Origin of the sequence: Bradyrhizobium guangdongense (genome assembly GCF_004114975.1) — a bacterium.
GTDB classification, from domain to species: domain Bacteria; phylum Pseudomonadota; class Alphaproteobacteria; order Rhizobiales; family Xanthobacteraceae; genus Bradyrhizobium; species Bradyrhizobium guangdongense.
This window is the reverse complement of sequence record NZ_CP030051.1, coordinates 3,887,976-3,908,061: the sequence shown is the minus strand read 5'-3', so window position 1 is coordinate 3,908,061 and position 20,086 is coordinate 3,887,976. Positions and strand designations below refer to the sequence as shown.

Annotated in this window: 33 protein-coding genes, 1 tRNA gene and 1 pseudogene; 17 read left to right on the top strand and 18 right to left on the bottom strand. The window is 62.6% G+C overall.

Features of this window, described 5'->3' with window-relative positions:
* Window positions 1-287: 287 nt before the first annotated feature.
* Together X265_RS18735 and X265_RS18730 are read left to right on the top strand one after the other, a co-directional pair.
* On the top strand, window positions 288-1,466 hold the full coding sequence (locus X265_RS18735) for an OpgC domain-containing protein (protein WP_128966145.1): 1,179 nt from the start codon (window positions 288-290) through the stop codon (window positions 1,464-1,466).
* Between the two features lie 151 nt (window positions 1,467-1,617).
* A complete protein-coding gene (locus X265_RS18730) occupies window positions 1,618-2,043 on the top strand; it encodes a translational machinery protein (protein ID WP_164938672.1) in 426 nt (141 codons plus the stop codon).
* A gap of 16 nt (window positions 2,044-2,059) precedes the next feature.
* On the opposite strand, the gene X265_RS18725 is transcribed toward X265_RS18730, so the two are convergent.
* Window positions 2,060-2,254, bottom strand: coding sequence for a hypothetical protein (locus X265_RS18725; RefSeq protein ID WP_128966143.1), 195 nt, complete (start codon window positions 2,252-2,254; stop codon window positions 2,060-2,062).
* Window positions 2,255-3,135: 881 nt separating this feature from the next.
* On the opposite strand from X265_RS18725, the gene X265_RS40590 reads away from it, so the two are divergent.
* The 3 genes from X265_RS40590 (at window position 3,136) to X265_RS18710 (ending at window position 4,551) form a co-directional block, all read left to right on the top strand.
* Entirely contained in the window at window positions 3,136-3,636 is a 501-nt protein-coding gene (locus X265_RS40590; protein WP_164938671.1) for a hypothetical protein, read from the top strand.
* A gap of 15 nt (window positions 3,637-3,651) precedes the next feature.
* Entirely contained in the window at window positions 3,652-3,873 is a 222-nt protein-coding gene (locus X265_RS18715; protein ID WP_128966141.1) for an RNA-binding protein, read from the top strand.
* Window positions 3,874-4,125: 252 nt separating this feature from the next.
* Window positions 4,126-4,551: a hypothetical protein gene (locus X265_RS18710; RefSeq protein WP_128966140.1), complete on the top strand. Its 426-nt coding sequence runs from the start codon at window positions 4,126-4,128 to the stop codon at window positions 4,549-4,551.
* Window positions 4,552-4,623: 72 nt separating this feature from the next.
* On the opposite strand, the gene X265_RS18705 is transcribed toward X265_RS18710, so the two are convergent.
* From X265_RS18705 to X265_RS18690, 4 genes are all read right to left on the bottom strand, one after another.
* A tRNA-Pro gene (locus tag X265_RS18705) sits at window positions 4,624-4,700 on the bottom strand.
* 92 nt (window positions 4,701-4,792) lie between these two features.
* Window positions 4,793-5,278, bottom strand: coding sequence for a DUF192 domain-containing protein (locus tag X265_RS18700; protein ID WP_128966139.1), 486 nt, complete (start codon window positions 5,276-5,278; stop codon window positions 4,793-4,795).
* Between the two features lie 151 nt (window positions 5,279-5,429).
* Window positions 5,430-6,062 carry a cold-shock protein gene (locus X265_RS18695; protein ID WP_164938670.1) on the bottom strand — a complete coding sequence of 211 codons (633 nt, stop codon included), beginning with the start codon at window positions 6,060-6,062 and terminating at the stop codon, window positions 5,430-5,432.
* Window positions 6,063-6,261: 199 nt separating this feature from the next.
* Window positions 6,262-7,023 carry an SIR2 family NAD-dependent protein deacylase gene (locus X265_RS18690; protein WP_164938669.1) on the bottom strand — a complete coding sequence of 254 codons (762 nt, stop codon included), beginning with the start codon at window positions 7,021-7,023 and terminating at the stop codon, window positions 6,262-6,264.
* Between the two features lie 268 nt (window positions 7,024-7,291).
* On the opposite strand from X265_RS18690, the gene X265_RS40585 reads away from it, so the two are divergent.
* On the top strand, window positions 7,292-7,456 hold the full coding sequence (locus X265_RS40585) for a hypothetical protein (protein WP_164933808.1): 165 nt from the start codon (window positions 7,292-7,294) through the stop codon (window positions 7,454-7,456).
* 73 nt (window positions 7,457-7,529) lie between these two features.
* Here X265_RS40585 and X265_RS18685 read toward each other — a convergent pair whose 3' ends face one another.
* Window positions 7,530-7,814 (bottom strand): hypothetical protein, encoded by a 285-nt coding sequence (locus tag X265_RS18685; protein WP_128966138.1) that lies wholly within the window; start codon window positions 7,812-7,814, stop codon window positions 7,530-7,532.
* Between the two features lie 45 nt (window positions 7,815-7,859).
* Between X265_RS18685 and X265_RS41435 the strand changes: the two genes are divergently transcribed.
* Together X265_RS41435 and X265_RS41970 are read left to right on the top strand one after the other, a co-directional pair.
* Window positions 7,860-8,324, top strand: a complete 465-nt coding sequence (locus X265_RS41435) for a hypothetical protein (protein ID WP_244659332.1) — start codon at window positions 7,860-7,862, stop codon at window positions 8,322-8,324.
* 72 nt (window positions 8,325-8,396) lie between these two features.
* Complete coding sequence (locus X265_RS41970) at window positions 8,397-8,522, top strand: hypothetical protein (RefSeq protein ID WP_283814992.1); 126 nt, start codon at window positions 8,397-8,399, stop codon at window positions 8,520-8,522.
* Between the two features lie 232 nt (window positions 8,523-8,754).
* Here the strand turns inward: X265_RS41970 and X265_RS40580 are convergent, their stop codons facing one another.
* The 3 genes from X265_RS40580 to X265_RS18670 all read right to left on the bottom strand — a co-directional run bounded on the left by X265_RS40580 (window position 8,755) and on the right by X265_RS18670 (window position 10,496).
* Complete coding sequence (locus X265_RS40580; protein WP_164938668.1) at window positions 8,755-8,895, bottom strand: hypothetical protein; 141 nt, start codon at window positions 8,893-8,895, stop codon at window positions 8,755-8,757.
* A gap of 335 nt (window positions 8,896-9,230) precedes the next feature.
* Entirely contained in the window at window positions 9,231-9,527 is a 297-nt protein-coding gene (locus X265_RS18675) for an HU family DNA-binding protein (protein WP_057754729.1), read from the bottom strand.
* Between the two features lie 177 nt (window positions 9,528-9,704).
* On the bottom strand, window positions 9,705-10,496 hold the full coding sequence (locus X265_RS18670; protein WP_128969328.1) for an AraC family transcriptional regulator: 792 nt from the start codon (window positions 10,494-10,496) through the stop codon (window positions 9,705-9,707).
* A 97-nt stretch (window positions 10,497-10,593) separates the two neighbouring features.
* Here X265_RS18670 and X265_RS18665 point away from each other — a divergent pair, with 97 nt between their 5' ends.
* Window positions 10,594-12,150, top strand: a complete 1,557-nt coding sequence (locus X265_RS18665) for a carboxylesterase/lipase family protein (protein WP_128966137.1) — start codon at window positions 10,594-10,596, stop codon at window positions 12,148-12,150.
* Between the two features lie 146 nt (window positions 12,151-12,296).
* A complete protein-coding gene (locus X265_RS18660) occupies window positions 12,297-12,599 on the top strand; it encodes a hypothetical protein (protein ID WP_128966136.1) in 303 nt (100 codons plus the stop codon).
* Window positions 12,600-12,644: 45 nt separating this feature from the next.
* Here X265_RS18660 and X265_RS40575 read toward each other — a convergent pair whose 3' ends face one another.
* Window positions 12,645-12,809 carry a hypothetical protein gene (locus X265_RS40575; protein WP_164938667.1) on the bottom strand — a complete coding sequence of 55 codons (165 nt, stop codon included), beginning with the start codon at window positions 12,807-12,809 and terminating at the stop codon, window positions 12,645-12,647.
* Between the two features lie 281 nt (window positions 12,810-13,090).
* On the opposite strand from X265_RS40575, the gene X265_RS18655 reads away from it, so the two are divergent.
* Window positions 13,091-13,318, top strand: coding sequence for a hypothetical protein (locus X265_RS18655; protein WP_128966135.1), 228 nt, complete (start codon window positions 13,091-13,093; stop codon window positions 13,316-13,318).
* Window positions 13,319-13,429: 111 nt separating this feature from the next.
* On the opposite strand, the gene X265_RS18650 is transcribed toward X265_RS18655, so the two are convergent.
* The 3 genes from X265_RS18650 to X265_RS18640 form a co-directional block, all read right to left on the bottom strand.
* Window positions 13,430-13,639 carry a hypothetical protein gene (locus X265_RS18650; RefSeq protein WP_128966134.1) on the bottom strand — a complete coding sequence of 70 codons (210 nt, stop codon included), beginning with the start codon at window positions 13,637-13,639 and terminating at the stop codon, window positions 13,430-13,432.
* 234 nt (window positions 13,640-13,873) lie between these two features.
* Window positions 13,874-14,101 (bottom strand): globin family protein, encoded by a 228-nt coding sequence (locus X265_RS18645; RefSeq protein WP_128966133.1) that lies wholly within the window; start codon window positions 14,099-14,101, stop codon window positions 13,874-13,876.
* Window positions 14,098-14,328, bottom strand: coding sequence for a hypothetical protein (locus X265_RS18640; protein ID WP_128966132.1), 231 nt, complete (start codon window positions 14,326-14,328; stop codon window positions 14,098-14,100). The genes X265_RS18645 and X265_RS18640 overlap by 4 nt, the downstream gene beginning before the upstream one ends.
* Before the next feature lie 104 nt (window positions 14,329-14,432).
* On the opposite strand from X265_RS18640, the gene X265_RS18635 reads away from it, so the two are divergent.
* Window positions 14,433-14,663 carry a DUF3072 domain-containing protein gene (locus tag X265_RS18635; RefSeq protein WP_128966131.1) on the top strand — a complete coding sequence of 77 codons (231 nt, stop codon included), beginning with the start codon at window positions 14,433-14,435 and terminating at the stop codon, window positions 14,661-14,663.
* Window positions 14,660-14,836 carry a hypothetical protein gene (locus X265_RS40570; protein ID WP_164938666.1) on the top strand — a complete coding sequence of 59 codons (177 nt, stop codon included), beginning with the start codon at window positions 14,660-14,662 and terminating at the stop codon, window positions 14,834-14,836. The genes X265_RS18635 and X265_RS40570 overlap by 4 nt, the downstream gene beginning before the upstream one ends.
* A 169-nt stretch (window positions 14,837-15,005) precedes the next feature.
* Here X265_RS40570 and X265_RS18630 read toward each other — a convergent pair whose 3' ends face one another.
* A complete protein-coding gene (locus X265_RS18630; RefSeq protein WP_128966130.1) occupies window positions 15,006-15,203 on the bottom strand; it encodes a hypothetical protein in 198 nt (65 codons plus the stop codon).
* 86 nt (window positions 15,204-15,289) lie between these two features.
* On the opposite strand from X265_RS18630, the gene X265_RS40565 reads away from it, so the two are divergent.
* Both X265_RS40565 and X265_RS18625 read left to right on the top strand, forming a co-directional pair.
* On the top strand, window positions 15,290-15,430 hold the full coding sequence (locus tag X265_RS40565) for a hypothetical protein (protein WP_164938665.1): 141 nt from the start codon (window positions 15,290-15,292) through the stop codon (window positions 15,428-15,430).
* A complete protein-coding gene (locus X265_RS18625) occupies window positions 15,423-15,740 on the top strand; it encodes a PilZ domain-containing protein (protein WP_128966129.1) in 318 nt (105 codons plus the stop codon). The genes X265_RS40565 and X265_RS18625 overlap by 8 nt, the downstream gene beginning before the upstream one ends.
* 89 nt (window positions 15,741-15,829) lie before the next feature.
* Here X265_RS18625 and X265_RS18620 read toward each other — a convergent pair whose 3' ends face one another.
* The gene (locus tag X265_RS18620) at window positions 15,830-16,165 is read right to left on the bottom strand and encodes a GYD domain-containing protein (protein WP_128966128.1); all 336 of its coding nucleotides are present in this window, start codon (window positions 16,163-16,165) and stop codon (window positions 15,830-15,832) included.
* A 355-nt stretch (window positions 16,166-16,520) separates the two neighbouring features.
* Entirely contained in the window at window positions 16,521-17,153 is a 633-nt protein-coding gene (locus X265_RS18615) for a hypothetical protein (protein ID WP_128966127.1), read from the bottom strand.
* On the opposite strand from X265_RS18615, the pseudogene X265_RS42320 reads away from it, so the two are divergent.
* Together X265_RS42320 and X265_RS42315 are read left to right on the top strand one after the other, a co-directional pair.
* A pseudogene (locus X265_RS42320) lies at window positions 17,152-18,300 on the top strand (tannase/feruloyl esterase family alpha/beta hydrolase); the annotation flags it as partial. The gene X265_RS18615 and the pseudogene X265_RS42320 overlap by 2 nt on opposite strands.
* 54 nt (window positions 18,301-18,354) lie before the next feature.
* A complete protein-coding gene (locus X265_RS42315; RefSeq protein ID WP_373291649.1) occupies window positions 18,355-18,894 on the top strand; it encodes a tannase/feruloyl esterase family alpha/beta hydrolase in 540 nt (179 codons plus the stop codon).
* A gap of 79 nt (window positions 18,895-18,973) precedes the next feature.
* On the opposite strand, the gene X265_RS18605 is transcribed toward X265_RS42315, so the two are convergent.
* Together X265_RS18605 and X265_RS18600 are read right to left on the bottom strand one after the other, a co-directional pair.
* Window positions 18,974-19,552: a hypothetical protein gene (locus tag X265_RS18605; RefSeq protein ID WP_128966126.1), complete on the bottom strand. Its 579-nt coding sequence runs from the start codon at window positions 19,550-19,552 to the stop codon at window positions 18,974-18,976.
* Entirely contained in the window at window positions 19,553-20,056 is a 504-nt protein-coding gene (locus X265_RS18600; protein WP_128966125.1) for a hypothetical protein, read from the bottom strand.
* Window positions 20,057-20,086 lie beyond the last annotated feature (30 nt).

Sequence of the window (20,086 nt, the reverse complement as noted above, 5' to 3'; positions counted from 1 at the left end):
CGATTTTAATGCGTCACGGTAGCGATTGGTGGAAACCGTCGGCATAGTATAGAGACACCTTTGGGGAACTGATCGGTGATTCCGGCCCTCCGGGGTCCCTCACCGACGGGTATAGTCATTATGCTGCACTGTGACAATTGCGTACCCGCCGTCCGCCCGGGAATCCCGCCCGGCGGCCAAGCCTTGCCAAAATTTGCCTTGCCAAAATTTGCCTTGCCAAAATCTGCCTTGCCAACATTTGCCTCGCCGACACCAGCACATCCGTCCCCTTCGAGAGCTTCCGTCGCATGGCCTTTCTGAACATCAACGCCACGCTGCCCGAAAAGGGTCGTGACCTCAGGCTCGACCTGTTCCGCGGCATCGCCAATTGGGCGATCTTTCTCGATCACATCCCCGACAACATCGTGAATTGGATCACGACACGCAACTACGGCTTTTCCGACGCCGCCGACCTGTTCGTCTTCATCTCGGGCTATACGGCATCGTTCGTCTATGCGCGCATGATGCTGGAGCGCGGCTTCATCGTCGGCGCCACCCGCCTCACCAAGCGGGTCTGGCAGCTCTACGTCGCCCACATCATCCTGTTCGTGATCTACATCGCCTCGATCAGCTATCTGGCGCTGCGCTTCGGCGATTCCGAGATGATCAACGAGTTCAACGTCGCCGGTCTCGTCGACAACGCCACGGAGACGCTGCGCCAGGGCCTGTTCCTGCGCTTCAAGCCGCTCAATCTCGACGTGCTGCCGCTCTACATCGTGCTGATGGGCCTGTTTCCGCCGGTGCTGTGGTTCATGCTGCGCAAGCCCGATCTGACGATGGTGCTCTCCATCATTCTCTGGCTGACAGCGCGTCATTTCAGCCTGAACCTGACCGCCTATCCGGCCGGCCAATGGTACTTCAACCCCTATTGCTGGCAGGTGCTGTTCGTGTTCGGCGCCTGGTGCGCGATGGGCGGTGCGCGCCGCTCGATGACGCTGATCAATGCGCCCGTGACGCTGTGGCTCTGCCTCGGCTATCTCCTCTTCGCACTGGTCATGACCATGGCCGGCCGCTTCCCCACCCTCGGCGGCATGTTCCCGGAATGGCTGTTCTCGACGTTCAATCCGAACGACAAGACCAACCTCGCGCCCTACCGTTTCATCCATTTCGTCGTGATCGTGATCCTGGTGATCCGCTTCGTGCCGAAGGACTGGCCGGGCCTCGAGTGGAAGATCTTCGATCCGGTGATCGTTTGCGGCCAGCAATCGCTCGCCGTGTTCTGCGTCGGCGTGTTCCTGTCCTTCGTCGGCCATTTCGAGCTGTCGATGAGCTCGGGCTCGCTGTTTGCGCAGCTCTTCGTCTCCATCGCGGGCATCGCGATCATGACGACGGTCGCCTATTACATCTCCTGGTCGAAGCGGCAGGACAAGCCGCTGAAGCCGCCGCCGGCGAAGCCTGCAGCGAGCCCCGCGGCCAAGGCGGCCTGAAACGCCCGCTGTTCCGAGCGAGCGTCGAAGCCAGGCTTGTCCGGGATCGGTTTGACCTGCGTCAACCGGGGGCGATGCCGGTGGGCCTAGTGTCTGTCGGACACACGCCGCCGCGATGTCGGCGGTCTCCTCTCGGACAAGGCCCAAGCACATGCCCTCTCATTTTCACGCCGTCGTCTGGATCGATCATTCGCAGGCCCGGATCTTCCATCTCGGCCTGAGCGGTTCCGATGAAGTCACCTTGCACCCGCAGCTGGCGACGCGGCATCTCCATCACAAAGCCAATGCCATCGGCAGCGGTCATGCCGCACCCGACAAGACCTTCTATGCCGAGGTGACCAAGGCGATCACCGATGCCGGCGAGATCCTCATCATCGGTCCGGCAGGCGCGAAGACGGAACTCGCCAGCCACATCCGTGCTCATGCGCCCGAGGTCGCCAAACGGATTGCCGCGGTGGAAGCAGCCGATCATCCCTCAGACAACGAAATCGTCGCTTACGCGAAGCGCCATTTCAAATTGCCGCTGCCACGCATTCAGGCCCCGGGAGCAGCCGCGGGCGAGCGACACGCGGGTTGAGGGCAAAACCTCCGGCTCAGGCCGCCGCCTCGCCGTCGTATTCGGTGAATTTCTTGTAGATCCAGTCGCGGCCGTCGTGACGGCGCCAGACCTTGCCGTAGACGAGCTGCCCGTTGATCGAGCGGCGCGGCACGATGACGGTCCAGAGGTGCCAGATCCCGGTCCAATTCGGCCGCTGACGGAGAGTTTTCGAGGTGAGATCGAAAGCCATGACGGACAACTCGCGCGAAACGAAACGCCGCGACGAATGTGATCTCGCCTGAGCCGCAGATAGGGCGTCGTCGCGTGCCGGGACGCTTTGATAGCAATCATCGACACGGCCGCAACGACAGCCCGCACTTAACCTAACCGATCAACCTTACCCGCCGGCATGCAGCTGCGTTGCCGGTTGAAAGGCTTGCCTATATTTCCTAAGATGCTTGCGCATTTGAGAATTGGCATGCCGCTTTGCGAGGCTTGCCTGGTGATTTCGAACTCGGACTGAATTTCGAGAAGCGCATAGCGCTGGTTGACGTCTATGGATTTCCACTGTGCCTATTTGCGTCTGGCGATGACGTCGCAGCCCCCGACGCCCCATGCAAAGCCAATCCCGGACTGGCGAACAAAGGCTGCCAACGACAATTGTCCGGTCTGGCCGCTGATCCCGTTTCCGGCGGGCTGGCACGCCTCGAACTAAATTGGAGAAGGCGCAACGCCGCGCAAGCGGAGTATCATCGCTTGGCGGCGTCCGTTTAGGCATTGGGCGCTGAAATCCCCAACACTCATGTGTCTATGGCGACACCCAAAGGTTCGATGAAGTTTTGGTAATCCTGCGCCCGTCAACCCGCGTGAATCCTTGGGTGAATCGCGCAAGACTCGTGCGACGAAAGGACAGGCGGTCGGGGTTTGATGTCGCGCTTGACCGCCTCGGGGCCGCCGCTTCATCCTCATCCGGGACCGCGGCGATGGGCAGCCGTTCAGGAGCCGCTGGCCGCGGACGCGCCGTTGGTGCTGAGAGTCCCCTGCGCATTATAGGTCTGTCCCGCCTGGCTGCCCTGACTGGCTTGCGAGCTGGCCGCGGAGGTCTCCACTTCGGTGGTCCCGTCGGAATAGGTGATCGTCGTCGTCGTGATCCCGTTGATGGTGGTGGAGACCTCGCTGACGATGGACTTGGAAGCACCGCCGCCGGACCCCGAGCTGCCGCCGGCCGATTGCGACGACGCGGTTGACGATGTCGCCGCGGCCGACGAGGTCGATGATGTTGATGACGTCGCGGACGTCGCCGAGGACGATGTCGCGGCGCTCGACGGCGTCGCCGTTACAGCGGCGGTGGAAGATGCAATCGCACTGATCGACATGAAAACCTCGTCTGAAGGGACCTTAAGGGCACAACGTTGGCGTGACCTCTTCTTCCCCTTCAACGGCGGACGCGCGGGAAGCAGGCGCCGCACGCAGCAAAAAAAGCGACGAGGCGCATCTGCGCTTTCGGAGAGGCAACCAATCCTTCCGCCGCGCGTTGCAGGTTTTTCCCGCCTGCCCAAATGGTCCGCGCGCAGCTCCCTCCGCTTTCCGGGCGCCATGAATGGACAGTCATTCCGTCTCACGTCCGTGTGACCTGGAGCGTGGCCGGTGAATTTTCGCGAGCAAGGCGAGACCAATGAAGAACGGGCCGCTGGCCAAGGGGACGCTGTGAGCCAAGTTGAGACGACCGAGAAATTGTCCGAGGGGGAGCAGCCCCGGACGTCGCTGTTTGCAATCTGCTGGCTCGGGATCGCGGCGATCGCGATGTTGGGTTGGATTTGCGCCCTGGGCTGGCTGGCCTGGCGCCTCGCGAATTGGGCTCTGTTCTGAAGTCTGCGCTGGCCGGCGTGGCGCGCCGGCCGCCGCGATCACATCAATAGTGGTAGTTCACGCCGATCGTCGCAGCATGGATCGTGTCCTGGAGATGGGCGCAGCCGGCCGACAAAGCCGCCCGCGTCGCGAGGGGCATCGCTGCATTAACTGCGGCGACGAAGTCCTCGCCCGATTGGTTTACCTGCGATTGATCCCCGCGCTCCGCGCAACTATTATGCTGGCGCTGGGTGTGGGGTCTGGGAAGAAATCGTGAAGTTTCGGGTGTTGGCGGTCACTGCCGTACTGGCGGTCTACGTGCCGTTTGCGTTGTATTTTGCGAGACAACCCGTCGTCCAGGATGAGGGGCTGCTGCAGCGCCCGTTCCCGCATCAAGGGCTGTATTCATGGCTCGCGCGCCCGCTGGTGCCGGGCTCGCTGACGGACAGTCCGGACGCGCCGCGTGCTGCGACGCTTGTCGTCCTCGAGGATGGACATCCCCTCGGGCCCGGCCACACCGAACTCAGCGAGATCACATACAACGGCTCTGGCCGCTATCGCTACTGGAGCAGCCCGCAGGAGGGGCGAATCCTGGTGTTCTCCACCTCGGACAATTCCGACCCCAACACCAACGGCCGTACATACCGCATCGTCGATCCCGCTGCGCATGAGCCCTATTCGGACGCCCGCCGGCGCTGAGCGGATCCGGCTTTCCCTCTCGGCCGGCTTCTTTGTTTGGAAAGCTCCGGATTGTCACTGCCGGACCCGGCGTGGTCGGGGCAGCTGGATTCGAACCAACGACCTGCAGTACCCAAAACTGCCGCGCTACCAGGCTGCGCTATACCCCGAATGTCCGGCGAGCCCCGTCGATACACGCTTCCAGAAGAGCCAGCAAGCGTCCAGCCGCCAGCCGGGACGGCCAAGTCGGCACCATCAGGACCTATTTATTGCCGAACAGCGGGTGGCCGACCCGATCGCCGACACGGATGCCGTATTTCTGCGCAGTTCCCGCCACCACCTCCAGCACGGCCCGGGCGGGGCCCCGTGACGAGATGATCTTGGTCGAGAGCGGCTCGGTATTTTCCGCGATGCGCAGGATGCGGCCGTCGGCGCGAATGAAGATCATGTCGAGCGAGACGTAGGTGTTCTTCATCCACATCGACACTTCCTGCTCGGGATTGAAGTCGAACAGCATGCCTTTGCCGTCGGCCAATTCCTTCCGGTACATCAGCCCGGTCTGCTTCTCCTCCTCCGTGGTCGCCATTTCCACCGAGAACACCTGTACGCCGTTCTTGGTGACGATCTCGAGCGGCTGGAAGCTGGCGGCGCGAGCAGGCGCGCCAGCGACCGCCAAGCCGACAAGAACGAGAACGGCGGCAAGCCAGCCCTGGGCGCGGGACCAGGCGACCTTTCGATCAAAGTGCATGGGCGGGAAACTCGGCAGGGAAATTCTGAACGACAAGGACTGGCCTAACGGCTTCGGACTGCGACATCCTTACGCGGCCACCGTCCGAAAAGCCAGAAGCGCGCGACCCCGGTCGCGCGCTTCTGCTCACGAATACGATAATTTGAAGCCGCTAGTGCGACTGCAGGCCCGGCGAACCGGTCTCGGGATGGATCTCTGCCGCCATCATGCCCTTGGAGCCCGGTCCGAACCGGACCAGCACATATTGGCCCGGCCGCAGCTCGGTCATGCCGAAGCGACGCAGCGTCTCCATGTGCACGAAGATGTCGGGAGTGCCCTCGCCGCATGTCAGGAAGCCGAAGCCGCGCAGCCGATTGAACCATTTGACCTGGGCCCGCTCGAGCCCGCTGGTCGCGGTGACCGTGACGTGGGTCCGCGGCGGCAGCATCTGCGCTGGATGGATCGCAGTCGACTCGTCCATCGAGACCACGCGGAAGGCCTGATAGCCCTTGGCGCGCTGGATGCACTCGACGACGATGCGGGCCCCCTCATAGGCAGTCTGGAAGCCGTCGCGCCTAAGCACGGTAACGTGCAGGAGAACGTCGGGCCAGCCATTGTCGGGAACGATGAAGCCGTAGCCCTTTGAGGCATCAAACCATTTGATGACGCCATGAACCTCGACGAGGTTGGCACTGCCCTCACCTAACCCGGTGAACGGACTGAGCGCGCTATCGCGACCGGCGCCGTGCTCGCCCGCCGCAGGAACTCCCAGCTTCTTGGACTCAAATCCGTCCGACGACCCCATAACCCCGGACCCCACACATGCCATGCAACCCGCCACATTGGCGGCGCTCGAATCACGCGTCTTAAGAGAATCTTCTCACTTCGACGCGACGCGAATCTTTCGACTCAAAAGATAACACTCCGGGTTGCGGCGCATAGACAAAAAAGAGATTCGCCGGAACCTATGAACAGCTTGCACAGCCGCGAATCAAACTAACGCCTCAATTGCCGACAAACGGTCCGAGCGTTTCGCCGATGTCGTGGCGGATGACGAGATCGGCGATCTCGTCCTGCTCGGTCGGCTCGCGATTGATGATCACCAAACGCGCACCGGCCTCCTTCGCCATCATCGGAAAGCCCGCCGCCGGCCACACCACGAGCGAGGAACCGATGGCGATGAAGAGATCGCAGGCCCGTGACAGCTCGGTCGCGCGCTGCATTTCATCCTCCGGCATGGCCTGACCGAATGAGATCGTTGCGGTTTTCACCGGCTCGTCGCATGCGCTGCAATTGGGCGCGGCACCGTCGGCGTCGAACCGGCGCTTCACCCAGTCGAGCTGATAGACCTGCCCGCATCCGATGCAGCGCGCGTAAGTGGTGTTGCCATGAAGTTCAATCACCCGCTCGGGAGCGAAGCCGGAGACCTGATGAAGATTGTCGATGTTCTGGGTGATGACCGCGGGGATCTTGCCGGCGCGATGTAACGAAGCCAGTGCGCGATGGCCGCGGCCGGGCCTGGCTGCGGCGAACACCTCTTCCATTGCAAAACGGCGGCGCCAGGATTCGTCGCGCGCGGACTGGCTGGCGACGAACTCGCCGAACTCGATCGGGCGATTGCGTGTCCAAATTCCGCCCGGTGAGCGGAAGTCCGGGATACCGCATTCGGTCGAGATGCCGGCGCCGGTGAACGGCACGATGATCTTGGCTCTTGCGATCATGTCGCCGAGTTGTTCGACGCCGCTCTGAAGGTCCTTTGCAATCACGCGCCGCCTCCCCGATTCAATGTCGCGCCAGCTGCACCAGATTCAAGCGACAAGATTGTTGACGCTCTTATCCACCGCCGTGCAAGTCGCATCCGACAATGGGCGGCAATTTTTTCCCCCCTCGCATATCACAATCCTGCAATGCCTCCTCCCCATTGACGCCCCAATCAGAAGCGCCAATGCATGTGTTGACGCGACTCAACGTGATTGCGGCGGCAGTGCTTGAGTTCAGAAGAGCAAGAATACTCAGGTGTAGTGGGGATTTGACATGACCGAAGACGAACAACGCAAAATCCGCGAACGTGAAGAGATCGCCGCGCGTGTCGCCGCCTTCCGTGCCACGCAGGAAAAATTCAAGCGCGAGCGCGAAGAGTACTTCGTCTCGACGCTCGAGAACGCACGCAAGGTGGAACGGCCGTCGCTCTGGCCGTAAGACACCGCACCGACATTCGTGCGCACGAAAAAATGCCCGGAGCATCGCTCCGGGCTTTTCGATTCGTCGGCTGTTACCAGCGCCGATAGTAATGGTGGTGCCGATAATAGGGTCCACCATAATAGGCGTACGGGCCAGGTCCGTAATCATAATAGGCCGGGCCGCCGTAGTAGCCGTAGCCCGGACCGTAATAGCCGTACGGATGGGACGCAGCGACTGCGCCCGCCGTGATCGCGCCGGCGGCGAGACCGAACGCCAAGCCCGGACCGATCCCGCGCGCCTGCGCAGGTGCGGGCGCCGCGACAGCGGTGGCGCCGACGGCCGCGACGGTGGCCAGAACTGCGAGTGTCTTCCTCATGATCTCCTCCTTCGCATCCTGCGGAGACAACGCAGCCCCTCCGCAATGGTTCTCGTCTCCTGGAACCTGCGCCGCAGAAAGAATCTCGCCGCGGAAGGAACAAAGCCCGGAACCGCGGATTGGATTGGCAAGTGCGGTCACCTCCGCCATCCGGCTCGAGGCGACAGCGCGAAGCCCCGTCAGCATCTCCGCGGTGCTGGCGGGGTTTTCAGTTTTCGAGCGACAAAATTGGCAGCGGGCTTGCATTGCTGCCAAGGGGCGGAGATCGAGGAGGAAAGAGTGCCGATATCCGCTTTACTGGCCCGCATCCGCAAGCTTGTTCCCAAGAAGAACGCCCAGCATTACAACGAGATCGTCCGCAGTTTCGGCGTCGGTGCGTTGCGCCCGCCGCCCACTCCAATGAGTGACGGCGAACTCGCGCGCGCCATCGCCGAGTTCCTCAAGGATTCGCCCTCGACGGAATCGGTTGCGGCGCTGGGCCGGCGGCTCGATCCCACCTCGCCGCTTTGAGCGCGATCCTGTTCCGAAGGGAACAAGCATCTCTCGCGCGCGTTGCTACTTTTCCGTGCGAAGAGGCTTGTCATGCCCGCCTGGCTCGAAGTCTTGCTAAACCTGTCCGGCTATGCCGGCTTCGTGGCGCTCGCAAGCAGCGGCGTCGCATGCCCTCGGGAGTCCATCGACGACGAAGTCTCCGACGGCCAACGTTAAGTCTCTTGCGCGGCTCGGCTCCCTCGGCTTGTTCGCTCCTGCCTTCGTGTGTTCCAGCTTTGCCTCCGTTTCGTTCGCAAAGAACGAATCGGAATCGGCGAAATCAACGCGCAGCACGTCTTAACAAATCGTTTGCGTGCGAATGAGTGTCGGGATGCCGCAAGCGACCATCACGTCGCGCCATCGCTGGAAGGCGCGCCGCAACGCCTGCACCGTCGCGCGCCGAAGGCGCTCAAGCCGCGGCGCGCTTGGCGTTGCCCTTCTCTGAAAAGCATTCCAGGATCTGGATGCGGAGCTCTTCTGCGGCCGGGCCCTCGACCTTCCGGAGTTGATTCCAGAGCCGGATCACTTCGCGTTGTTTCTCGATCGTCATGAGTCACCTCCAAGCGGATGACTCACTAGAACAAAATGAGAACAAAAAGTCCAGCCCCCGCACCGGATTTCCCGTGCATGTCGCGTTGAACCTTTTCGGCGCGCCGCAGACCCATGGAAGCTGGGGGATTTCAGCGCCCAGTCAATACGGCGGCGCCGCGGGGACGAACATATTCCGTCACCGCGGCGCTGTTGCTTTTTGGATTTTCAACCTTACGTTAAAGTCATCGCCGACGGAGAGGCGCTGAAATCCCATCGCCGTCGGCAAGAGAGCCCCGTGCGCAAGCGCGGGGTTTTTCTTTTGGGAGATCGCACAGGCCGCGCGCCAGGGCCGTATCAGACGGCGTCTTTGGCCACCTTCAGCGGCGAGGCCTTCACCGACTTGCTCGCCGGCTTCGCCGCGAACTGCATCGGCTCCTTGGTGAAGGGATTGATGCCCATGCGGGCTTCGGTCGCGGGCTTGTTGACCACCGACATCTTCACGAAGCCGGGAATGACGAACTCGCCGGACTCGTTGAGCTCCTTGTAACCGACCGTCGCCATGTACTCGATGACCGACTTCACGTCGTTCTTCGCAAGCTGCGTGCCTTCCGCAATTGCATCAATCAATTGGGTCTTGGTCATCTTCGCCATGTCTGGACTTCCTCTGAATTGGGTGCGCGCGAGCCGTGGTGTAGCTTTGTCCGGCAAGCGGTAAAACTACGTGGGCTGCGCGTCGGTTCAGGCCGGTGGCCATGAAGCAGCCGGGCTTAGAACCCATTGAGGCCGAAAACGCAAGCAGCAGTTCGACGCGAGTTCCGTCAGGTTCGGCTATTTCTCCTGGGCCATACCGGCGAGATATCTGGCCGGCGGTTTTCCCAGCGCCTTCCTGAACATCGTGATGAAGGCCGTGACCGATTCATAGCCGAGTTCGGCGGAGACCTGCTGCACGCTGGCGCCCGATGCGAGCTCGCGGATCGCAACGATCAGATGCAATTGCTGACGCCAGCGCCCGAAGGTCAGCCCGGTCTCTTTCGCGATCAGACGTGCAAGGCTGCTTTCGCTGAGCGCGACGTGATCGGCCCATTGCGCCAGCGTGCGGCGGTCCGCGGGATTGTCCGCAAGGCTTGCAGCAATACGCTTCAAGCGCGGCTCGCGCGACAGCGGCAGATGCAATTGCTGCACGGGCATGCGCGGCAACTCGCCGAGCAGCACGCCGATCAGGCGTTGCCGCCTCGCCTCGTCATGCTGCGTGCCGTCGGACAACTCGACGATCAATTCGCGCAGCAGCGGCGAGATCGAGATGGTGCAGCAGCGATCCGGCAGATCGACCAGCTCCGCCTCGACATAGACGAAGAACAGCCGCGCATTCGCAGTGGCGCGGTTGCTGTGCGGCATGCGGCTCGGAATCCAGACCGCGCAATGCGGCGGCACCATCCACAAGCCGCTGGGAATGCGACACGTCACGCCGCCTCCAAGCGACATGACGAGCTGTCCCTTGCGATGGCTGTGCTCGGGCACCTCCTCCTTCGTCCCGTCGGCATCGACGCGCACGGCAATGACGGGCGCGGACCGGTCGTCCACATCCAGATCAACCCAGGGATAGCGGAGCTTTTGCCTGATCATTGACCGTTTTTAGCTATCGGTTGAGATTATATGCAAATTCATCCAAGTGCAAAGTCGATATTTTTGGGCTCGCCGCACCCAGGGAGAAGCGACCGTGCATGGCTCGATAAGCTCACACATAGGCCGGCTGGGCCGAACCATCCGCACGCAAGCCGGCGAGGTGCGCGGCCAGCCGCGCGACGAGACCGGCGTGCTCGCATTCAAGGGTATCCCCTACGCCGCCCCTCCGGTCGGCCCGCTGCGCTGGCGCGCGCCGCAGCCACCAGAGCCGTGGCGCGGGGTGCGCGATGCGCTCGCCTTTGGCGCTGCAAGTCTGTCCTCGCTCGAAAACGACTCCCGCCCGGGACCGCGCGCCGAGGATTGCCTCACGCTCAATGTGTGGACATCAGCGCAACACGCCGACGAGAAGCGTCCGGTGATGGCCTGGATCCACGGCGGCGGCTTTCAATTCGGCTCGTCGGCCAATCCCGCCACCGACGGCCGCCTGCTGGCGGCGCAGGGCGTCGTCGTGGTCAGCTTCAATTACCGCCTCGGCATCTTCGGCTTCCTCGCCCATCCCGAGCTCGACGCGGACGCGCCATCGGGCAATTACGGCTTGCAGGACCAGCTCGCGGCGCTGCGCTGGGTGAAGGCCAATATCGCCGCGTTCGGCGGTGACCCCGACAACGTCACCCTGTTCGGTGAATCCGCCGGCGCCATGGCCGTCGGCCTCTTGATGGCATCGCCGCTCGCGCGCGGGCTGTTCCACAAGGCCATCGCCCAGAGCGGCGCGTTCTGGGATGGCAGGCATGGGCCGCTGCAAACCTATGACGAAGCCCGCGCGCGTGGCCTCGCCTTTGCGCGGCGGCAGGGCGGTGCGTCGATCGCAGCCCTGCGCAGCATGCCGGCCGAACAGTTGAATGCAGCCGCACTCTGGAATTTTGCGCGCGATCACGTCACGCAGGCGTTCTCGCCCAGCATCGATCATCATCTGGTGCCGAACGCGCCCGCGCGCCGCTTTCTGCGCGGCGAGCAGATGCACATCCCTCTGCTTGCGGGCTGGAACGGCGCGGAAGAATTCCCCTTCATGTCGCAAGCGCTTCCCCATCATGAGGCGCAGGCGTTTCGCGCGGCGGCCGAAGCGCTGTTCGGCACGGACCGGCTGGCGGAGTTTCTCAAGCTCTATCCCGCCGACACCGACGCGCAGGCCAACGCGTCCGCCGCCGCGCTCGCCGGCGACATGGTGATCGGCGAGCAGTGCTGGCAGGCGCTGAGTCTGCATCGCAGCCGCACGCGCGCGCCGGTCTACGGCTACCACTTCGTCCACACCTCGCCCTACACACCGATCGCCTCGCACGTGACCGAGATCCCCTTCGTCTTCGGCACACTGACGCCGCAGCGCGTGATCGGCTGCGCTGCGCCGCCTGATGAGGCCGACCGCGCGCTGGCGCGGAGCATGATGCGCTATTGGGTGAACTTCGCGCGATCAGGCGACCCCAATGGATCGGGCCTGCCGCCCTGGCCGGCCTATGACGAGAGCGACGTCGTGCAGATCCTCGGAAACAGCATCGAAGCCCGGCCCAATCCGCACGCGAGGCGCTTCCGCTTCCTCGGCAGCTTCAGGGAAAACGGCGTCCTGCCGATGCGGTGGCGAGCCGACCTGGCGTGCTGACAGGGCCGGCCTGTTCCGCAGCCGGAGTTTTCCACATGAGGCGTCACCTCATCGTGAAACTTTCATCTCGATCGATGTTGTTCAGACTCTGGTAACCCAACGCCGCCACTCTCCCTGCAGTCCTGTTGCGTTGGAGTACCCAAAAAGTGCTGAATTTTGACGAGCTGCGTGAACTCGCAGCCGATGTTCGCGTATTTGTCGATGTCGCCGAAGACAAGGCCGCGGCCCTCAAAACCGTCATCGCGGCCTACGATGTCGTGCTGGCGATCTTCCCGTCCGGAGACGGCATGGGCCTGCACGTCATCAAGGGCAAAGAGATCCTGGACGGAATCGCAAAGTCGCGCAGCCACGCGACCTACAGCCACACGGCGATCGCGGTTCCAGATCTCGAGCATGCCGAAGTGCTGAAGTATCTGACGGCGCCGGCCGAGCAGCGGATCGCGGCCTAACCGGCAAGCGCGCGACAGCGAGCGATCGTCGCTGGCGGTCGCTCTTCAATGCCCCCACACGGCGACGGCGAAGCCGATCGCGAGAATGCCGAAGCCGATGATGACGCTCGCAACTTCAGCGGCGTTGTCCACGCCGAACAGTTTGACGATGGCGGTCCCGACCAGATTGAGGACCAGTTCGAAGACGAAGCCGAGCAAGGCGTCGAGCATGGCCGCTCACTCCGCCTTGCCTGAGATCATGCCGTGTACCGCCTCGCCGGTCGTGCCGCCCACCAGATATCTTTTGAACCAGCTCACGGCGAAGGACCCCTGTTTTCAACCGTTGGTCGCCGCGAGCCTCGATCGGGTTCGGACCCGGCCATTTGCTTTGTGACGACGGTCACAGCAGGCCAGCCCTCATTCGACGTACTCCTGCGATCACAGGTGCAAGGGGAGAGCGCTCCCCGTCGACGGCGGAATGGTCCGCCGCCCGATCTCATCAGGAGAGAACCATGCAGAACAGTGATCACGCACGTGAGGGAATGATCGAGCTGACGGATGCCGAGCTCGAGTCGATTGTCGGCGGCAACTGGCTGGGCGATGCCTTCCGCGCCATCGGCAACGCCATCGTCCATGCCGTCGAGTGGGTCGGCGGCGTCATCGCCGGCGGCTTGCGGGGTCCGGGCTGTTTTCCCGGTCCGTTCGGTCCGGGGTCGGGACCGGGCCTGCCGCCGCTGTGATGTCGTTCTTTCTGGCATCGCCACGACAATTGGAGGCCGCCGCGTTGGCGGCCTCTTTGCTTGGCGAGCTGTTTTTGCCGCGCGGCGACACTGGCGCGAGTTGGGGACCGATCACGCCGGCGGCTTGTGCTTCCGCCGCAGTCCGATGCGCGTGCCGGGAAGACGTAGTCCGAGCTCGATGGCGCGCGACCTGATCGACGCGATCGGCCGCTTCAGCTTGACGATCATCAAGGTCAGGCTCTTTCCGGTTTCACACATGCTGCGAAGCAGCCGGTCGTCGTCGTCCGACCAGCGTTCGTGGTGATAGGTGCGGGCAGCCATGTTCAGCGCCTCTGAGGCCAGTGAGGCAGGGCCAACGCGTGGGGAATAAGAAGGGCCCGGTCCGGGGCTGTTGGCCGGGTCAGTTGAAGGGCGGCTTGTAACGCTGCCGCCTGGTGCAGAGATAGTTCGGGCGCCTCATGTTTCAATCGCTTTTACGGATTTGTAATCGCGCGCGCACCTGCACGCGCGTCCGCGCCTGTTGCAATGATGACGGCGATATAACGCTGGTCGACGCTAAGGCACATCGCTCCGATGCGGCCGGCCGATGGAGTGCGGCTTGTTCAGAAAATAATCGCGATTGCCCGTTGCGGCTTCGGCGTACTGGTCGATGGCAACGATGATGGCCTGGACGTGCGCATAGCACCATCCTTCACGCGTCGCCTTGAGCCGGACATCGTGGAGCGCCGCGAGGAAGGGCGAAAGTTCAGGCTCGTCGCTGAAATACCTGAGAGGCTCCTTCACCGATTCCGTCCTCCGAACACCCTGCCCTTGCGAGGCGGCTCCGCGCCGTTCAGCGCGTCTCGCTGCGCACAGAGGGTCTCGATCCCGGCGTGCATCCGCGACAGCAACGCTTCGGCCGAAGCCGTCCCGATCCCCGCCCGCTGCAGCGTCAGGATGTCTTTCCGTTGCCGCCCGAGCTGGCCCCGCATGGTCTCGATCTCGCGCCTGAGCTGGTTCAGGTCCGGCATGGTTTGCCCCGTCCTGTGAAGATGATCGCATGAGAACAAAAACGGAACGAAGAGTCGAGTCCGACGTTGGTCGGAAAAGCAGATTTGTCAGGAAAGGAGAGGTCATGGCTGACAACACGCAGAAGGATCCGAAGGACTGGGTGTCCGGCGATGATCCGATGACCGGCGCGCAGGAATCCTATCTCACCACCCTCGCCGAGCAGGCTCACAAGCCTGTTCCCAAGGACAAGCTGAAGCACAAGCTGACGAAAGCCGAGGCTTCCGAACTGATCGACAAGATGAAGCACGAAGCCGGTCTGGAACGCACGCCCCGCCGCAGAGTTGGCCGTGCATGACGAGAGAATCCCTCGAGCACCAGGCCGACCGGGCCGAAGCCCTCGCCGCACAAACCGCCGACGAGGAGGTCAAGCAAAACCTTCTCGCGGCGGCGCGCGAATACCGACGCCGGCTCAAGTCGGAGCCGTTCGAGCCGAAGGCGGAATGGGATCTGCCGAAAGAGATTTCCTGACCCGCCGCGCCGCAGGGCGAAGCGGAGCTATCGCGAGGAAGCCGACATGAGAGACGACCGCACCGGAAACGAGCCCGCGCCGCTGGTGCTGTTCGGCATCGCCATTATTCCGGTGTTCGCGGTGCTCGCGTGGTTCGCATTCGGATGACAAGCGACGTGGTGTTGCCGCTTATCGCCACATCGTGGGCGCGCTCTTCAACGCATCGATCCCCGCTTCCCTGATATGATCAGGCGTCGCATCGCGACCGGCGGCCGCGAGGATCTGCGCCGCGACGTGAGCTCGCGTGGCGATCTGATATTGGTCGATCTGTCCGCAGACCTCGTCCAAAATGCTGCGCAGCAAGGCTCTGGTATCGGCATCAAACATGGGAACGCCCCTCGACTTGAAAGCCGCATGGTCCCGGCGGCACAGGATTCCGGCATTCACATTGGTTAACGCGCGCGAGGAAATCGATGCTGCAGAAGCTAAGGCTCGCCGATGCGGCCGGAGCCAATGTCGATCTCGTTCCCAGGGGCGACCGTTCACCGAAGTTCAAGCTTCTTGCCCTAGGCTGGAGTGCTGCCTGGGATCATCAGCGGGGGCTTGATGAGTGAGGGAGAACAACGCAAGGACAGGCGCGTCGCGTTCGAGCGGCCCATCGACGCGCGCGTCATGGCGATCGACGGTACATGGCAGCGCGCCTGCCGGATCCACGACGTCTCCGAAATGGGCGCGAAGCTGGTGATCGACGGCGCGGTGACGGATATCGGCCAGAAGGAGTTTTTCCTGGTGCTGTCCCCCATTGGCCTCGCCTACCGGCACTGCGAGCTCGCCTGGATCAATGGCGAGTTCATCGGCGTTCAGTTCATCAATCGCGGCAGGGCCGCGAAGCGAGCGCGCCGAGGCGAGACGCTGGTGAAATAACGCCTTTTCCCTCCTGAAAGGCCTGCCGGCGACGGGCCTTTCGAGGGATGTGCGGCCGCTCGACAAGGCTGCCGGAATGACGACAGAAATCAGCTGCCCGGCGGCTTGTAGGACCCGCGCAGCTTGACTGCATTCTGCCGCACCTGCTTGATCTCGTCCTGAGTGAACAGCCGCGTCAGCTTCACGTTCTGCAGCGCACCTGTGGTGACGGTCAGCCCCGAGATCGCCGGTGCTGCGCTCGGGTCAGGTACGTCGAAGATCACGAGAACGCCGGGCCCGTCAGCGGCAACGCTGTACATCGACACCAGCTTTCCACCGGCGGCTTCGATCAACTTTGCTGCCGCTTCCTGGCGATTGGTCGCGGGGTTTTCCAGGATCGCACTGAGAGCACGCGGCGTGTATTGCCCTGTGAGACAGAAATGCATGGCTGAATTCCTTCTGAAATCATGAAATATCCGGCCGCGACGAGCTGGTCGTCACGACGCCGGGCTTGCGAATAATGATGAAGGTCTTGCCCGCCGTGGGCATAAAGGCCGCCGGTAACCGACGAGATTTCGGCACACCTCGTTGGCGGCTCGACCTGACGATACATCAGCCCGAACAGGTAAGAAAGATGCTTTCGCGTGCATACGCCGCAAGCGCATAGGATGGGTTGAGTTTGCGGATGCACTGTCGTTTCGAAGGTGGTTGAGAAGCTGGGGTATGTAATGGGGCTGGTGCGGGAGCGAGCGCTTGTCGCCAGCATCGCGCTGTGAAGCAGGAGCGCTGCTCGCAACCACTTCAATTCGTCGTGGTCTTGCCGCCGCGCATGGACACGAGCTTGTCCTCACGAAATCCGAGAATGAGCCAGGCGGTTTCGTCGAAGCCGTGTGCGAGCTTTCCCTCGTGAGAATACACCATCTGAGCAGCTTCCGACTTCGACGGTGGTCCGAGCGCCGTGATGACCTCCTGACGCGACATGCCCAAATGCAGCTTGTCGTCGACGACGACGGGCGAGAACTTGTCCGGTATGATGGCGCAATCCGTCGACGTCCTCCCGTCTTTCTCGGTGAGCTCTTCGACGATCTCCGTGACGAGATGATCCGGGCCGCCCATCTCTCCGCTGGAGACGACCCACAATCGATCCTTCGCGCGCCGATAACACAGCCAATAGATGCTATCTCCAGCGTCGCCCTGATGTTGGATGGTTCCTTGGCCCACGGCATCGCGGACCTCACCGAGCCGCGTCTCCTCGAAGCGGCCGGCGAATGCGCCCAGCGAAAAGCGGGTCGCCAATCCCTTCACGACCGTCGGCGGCGCGCGCTCGAATGCATGTTCGTCGAGTGGCGGCGGCGCAGTCTGCGCGGAGCAGTCGTTCGCAGGGATCGCGAAAAGGAGAAGCAGCAGCCAGACGCGCGTCTTTGTCCTGATCATGCAGCTTAGTCGCGCTGGCTTGACAAGGGTTCAGACGGCTTTCACCATTCACGATGATCGTCGGCGGCCAGCCGTTCGTCAGGTGCACCATAATAAAATCCGGAAACGTCAGGGAAGAACGATGCGGAGAAAAAGAAACGTGGCGCTTGATGGCGCGATGGCCTTCCCGGCTCTCATCGCGGCCATCATGCTCATCGCGATCTCGCCGGCAAGCGCCGACGATTCCGCCAACATACCGCCTGCGCTCAAATGCGCCGACTTGACCGGCTGGAAGATGCCGGGATCGACGGCGACAGTCACCAAGGCCGAGGAAGTGCCGGAGGCCCCGCCGGGGACCGTGCAGCCGTCGCCGCCGGCCCCGGCCACCGTGTCGATGGCGCTGCCGCCGAACTGCCGCGTGGATGGCGTGATCGATCAGCGCGTGGGCGTCGAGGGCAAACCTTACGCGATCGGCTTTGCCGTCGCCCTGCCCGATCGCTGGAACGGCCGTTTCTTGTTTCAGGGCGGCGGCGGCTTGAACGGCACGATCCGGCCGCCGCTGGGTTACCAGGCGGCCGGCGAGGTGCCGGCGCTGGCGCGCGGCTTTGCCGTCGTCTCGACCGATAGCGGTCATCAGGGCGCGGTGTTCGATGCCTCGTTCCTGAAAGACCAGGAAGCCGCGCTCAACTTCGCCACTGCCTCCGTCGGCAAGGTGACGATGGCCGCCAAGGCGATCGTCGCGCACTACTATGGCCAGCCCGCAAAGCATTCCTACTTCACGGGGTGCTCGACCGGCGGTCGCGAAGGCATGCTGGCATCGGCGCGCTATCCCGAACAATTCGACGGCATCGTTTCAGGCGCGCCTGCGATGCGCACCGGCAATTCCAATATCGGTCTCGCCTGGGCGAACGCGGCCTTCAGCCAGATCGCGCCGAAAAATGCGTCCGGCAAGCCGGAGCCCGCCAGGACTTTTTCGGCCGCCGAGCGCAAGCTGATCACGAACGCGATCCTCGAGGCCTGCGACGCCAAGGACGGCGTTAGGGATGGCCTGATCTTCGACGCCAAGGCCTGTCAATTCGATCCTGAGGTCCTCACCTGCAAGGGCGACAAGACCGACACCTGCCTGGCGCCACCGCAGGTCGATGCCCTCAGGAAAGCTTTTGCCGGACCGAAGAATTCACGCGGCACGCAGGTCTATCCGCCGTACCCGTGGGACAGCGGCGTGGCCGCCGAAGGCGTTGCCATTCCCGGCATCCTGACCACGGGCGCGCGCAGTCCGGTCGGACCGCCTGTCTGGGAAAGCATCAACGTCGATCAACTCGAAGACCGCGTCAACGCGAGCGGGTTGGATCGCCTCGCCAACACCGCCTACTGGACCAACCTTTCGAGCTATTTCGGCCATGGCGGCAAGCTGCTGTTCTACCACGGCGTGAGCGATCCCTGGTTCTCGGCCAACGACACCGTGAATTACTACGAGCGCATGGCGGCAGAGTCCGGCGGCATGGAGAGCGTGCGGGAGACATCGAGCCGGGCCTTCCTGGTGCCCGGCATGGGTCACTGCTCGAGCGGCGCAACGCTCGACCATTTCGATCTCCTCAGCGCCGTCGTGAACTGGGTGGAAGACGGCAAGGCGCCCGATGCGGTGGTCGCGACGGGACCCGCCTTTCCCGGCCGCAGCCGGCCGCTCTGCGCCTATCCGCAACACGCGCAGTACAAGGGCCAGGGCGATCCGGAGAGCGCGGGGAGTTTTGAGTGCAAGTAGGGATGGACGCGATCGGAGGTACGGTGACAGTCCAGCACTGTCACCGTAATCTTGGAATTGACCTTTACCCACGCTATTCTCACCCTCTGTACTTCTCAGCGTGCATGTTCGCACCACCGTCCAAGTACGTCGTGATGCTGTTATGAGCGCGGATCAGACCTTCAATCTCGACCCACGTACGCTCGAACGGCCGCCCCTTGATATCAAGCGGGTATCGGAACCGGTCGCCGCGCGGGTCCGCTTCCTGAATCTCTGAAAGCAGACGCCTGACTAGCCGCCCCCAGTCATCGTCCGCGGGCAGTCCCCAACGTTCCATGTAGCCACCAAGCTGGTCCCACAGGTTCAATAGGTGATGACCCGCGAGGTCAGGCTCGACTTCGTCGGTTTTTGCATACTCCGCGATAGTGCTCTTGAGCTCAAGCTCGATTGAGTGCCTCGCGAGGAAGAACAGCGGGTAAGCCAGGTTGCTCGCCCTGTGACGTCCCACCTCAAAGACTTTCCTTGCCAGCTCATCGAAGGCCCGCTGATACGCGTAGGAAACAAACTCCCACGTGCTGGTGTACGTGTTGATGTCACTGTCCTTGTGGATGAACCGTGCGACCTGAGAATGCCCATCGAATTCTGACAAGTCGAGCAGTTCCTCGAACGAGTCAGCCATCTAGGCACCAAACATTTTTGCGAGGAGATGGGCGATCTCAGCCGTGGCAACTTTCATCCCTAAGTCCTTCCCTAGGTCAACAAGCCGCCTGCCCCAGCGCTTGAGCTTCCCAACGTCCGGTTCGGCCTTGACGGCCTCCTCCTTCACAACCGCGGCAGTATCGCTGAAGGCTTCCTTCTGTTCTGGTGAGAGCTGGGCAAACTCCTGCGAGACCAGGGCACGGTCAATCGTGGCGGCAAGTTCGTTATGATTTTGCGTAAAGGCGGTCTGTGAGAAAATATCACCGATCCCGACTTGCTGAATCGCTCCAGGACTGTTGGTCTGGTGGTTGATGACGCTCACCACCGGGTCCTTTTTCAAGCGCTCGCTCCCTTGCATACCGTGCGAGAAGTCGGCCATGGCTTGCTCTTTAAGCCGATCCAACTTCGTTCGCACTTTGTGGATGTGATTGGCCGTGACCGCTCCGAGCCCCAGCCGATCGGCTTTCTCCGTTATCTCAGCCATCACGATCTGCTGGACGCGGTTGGTGAAATT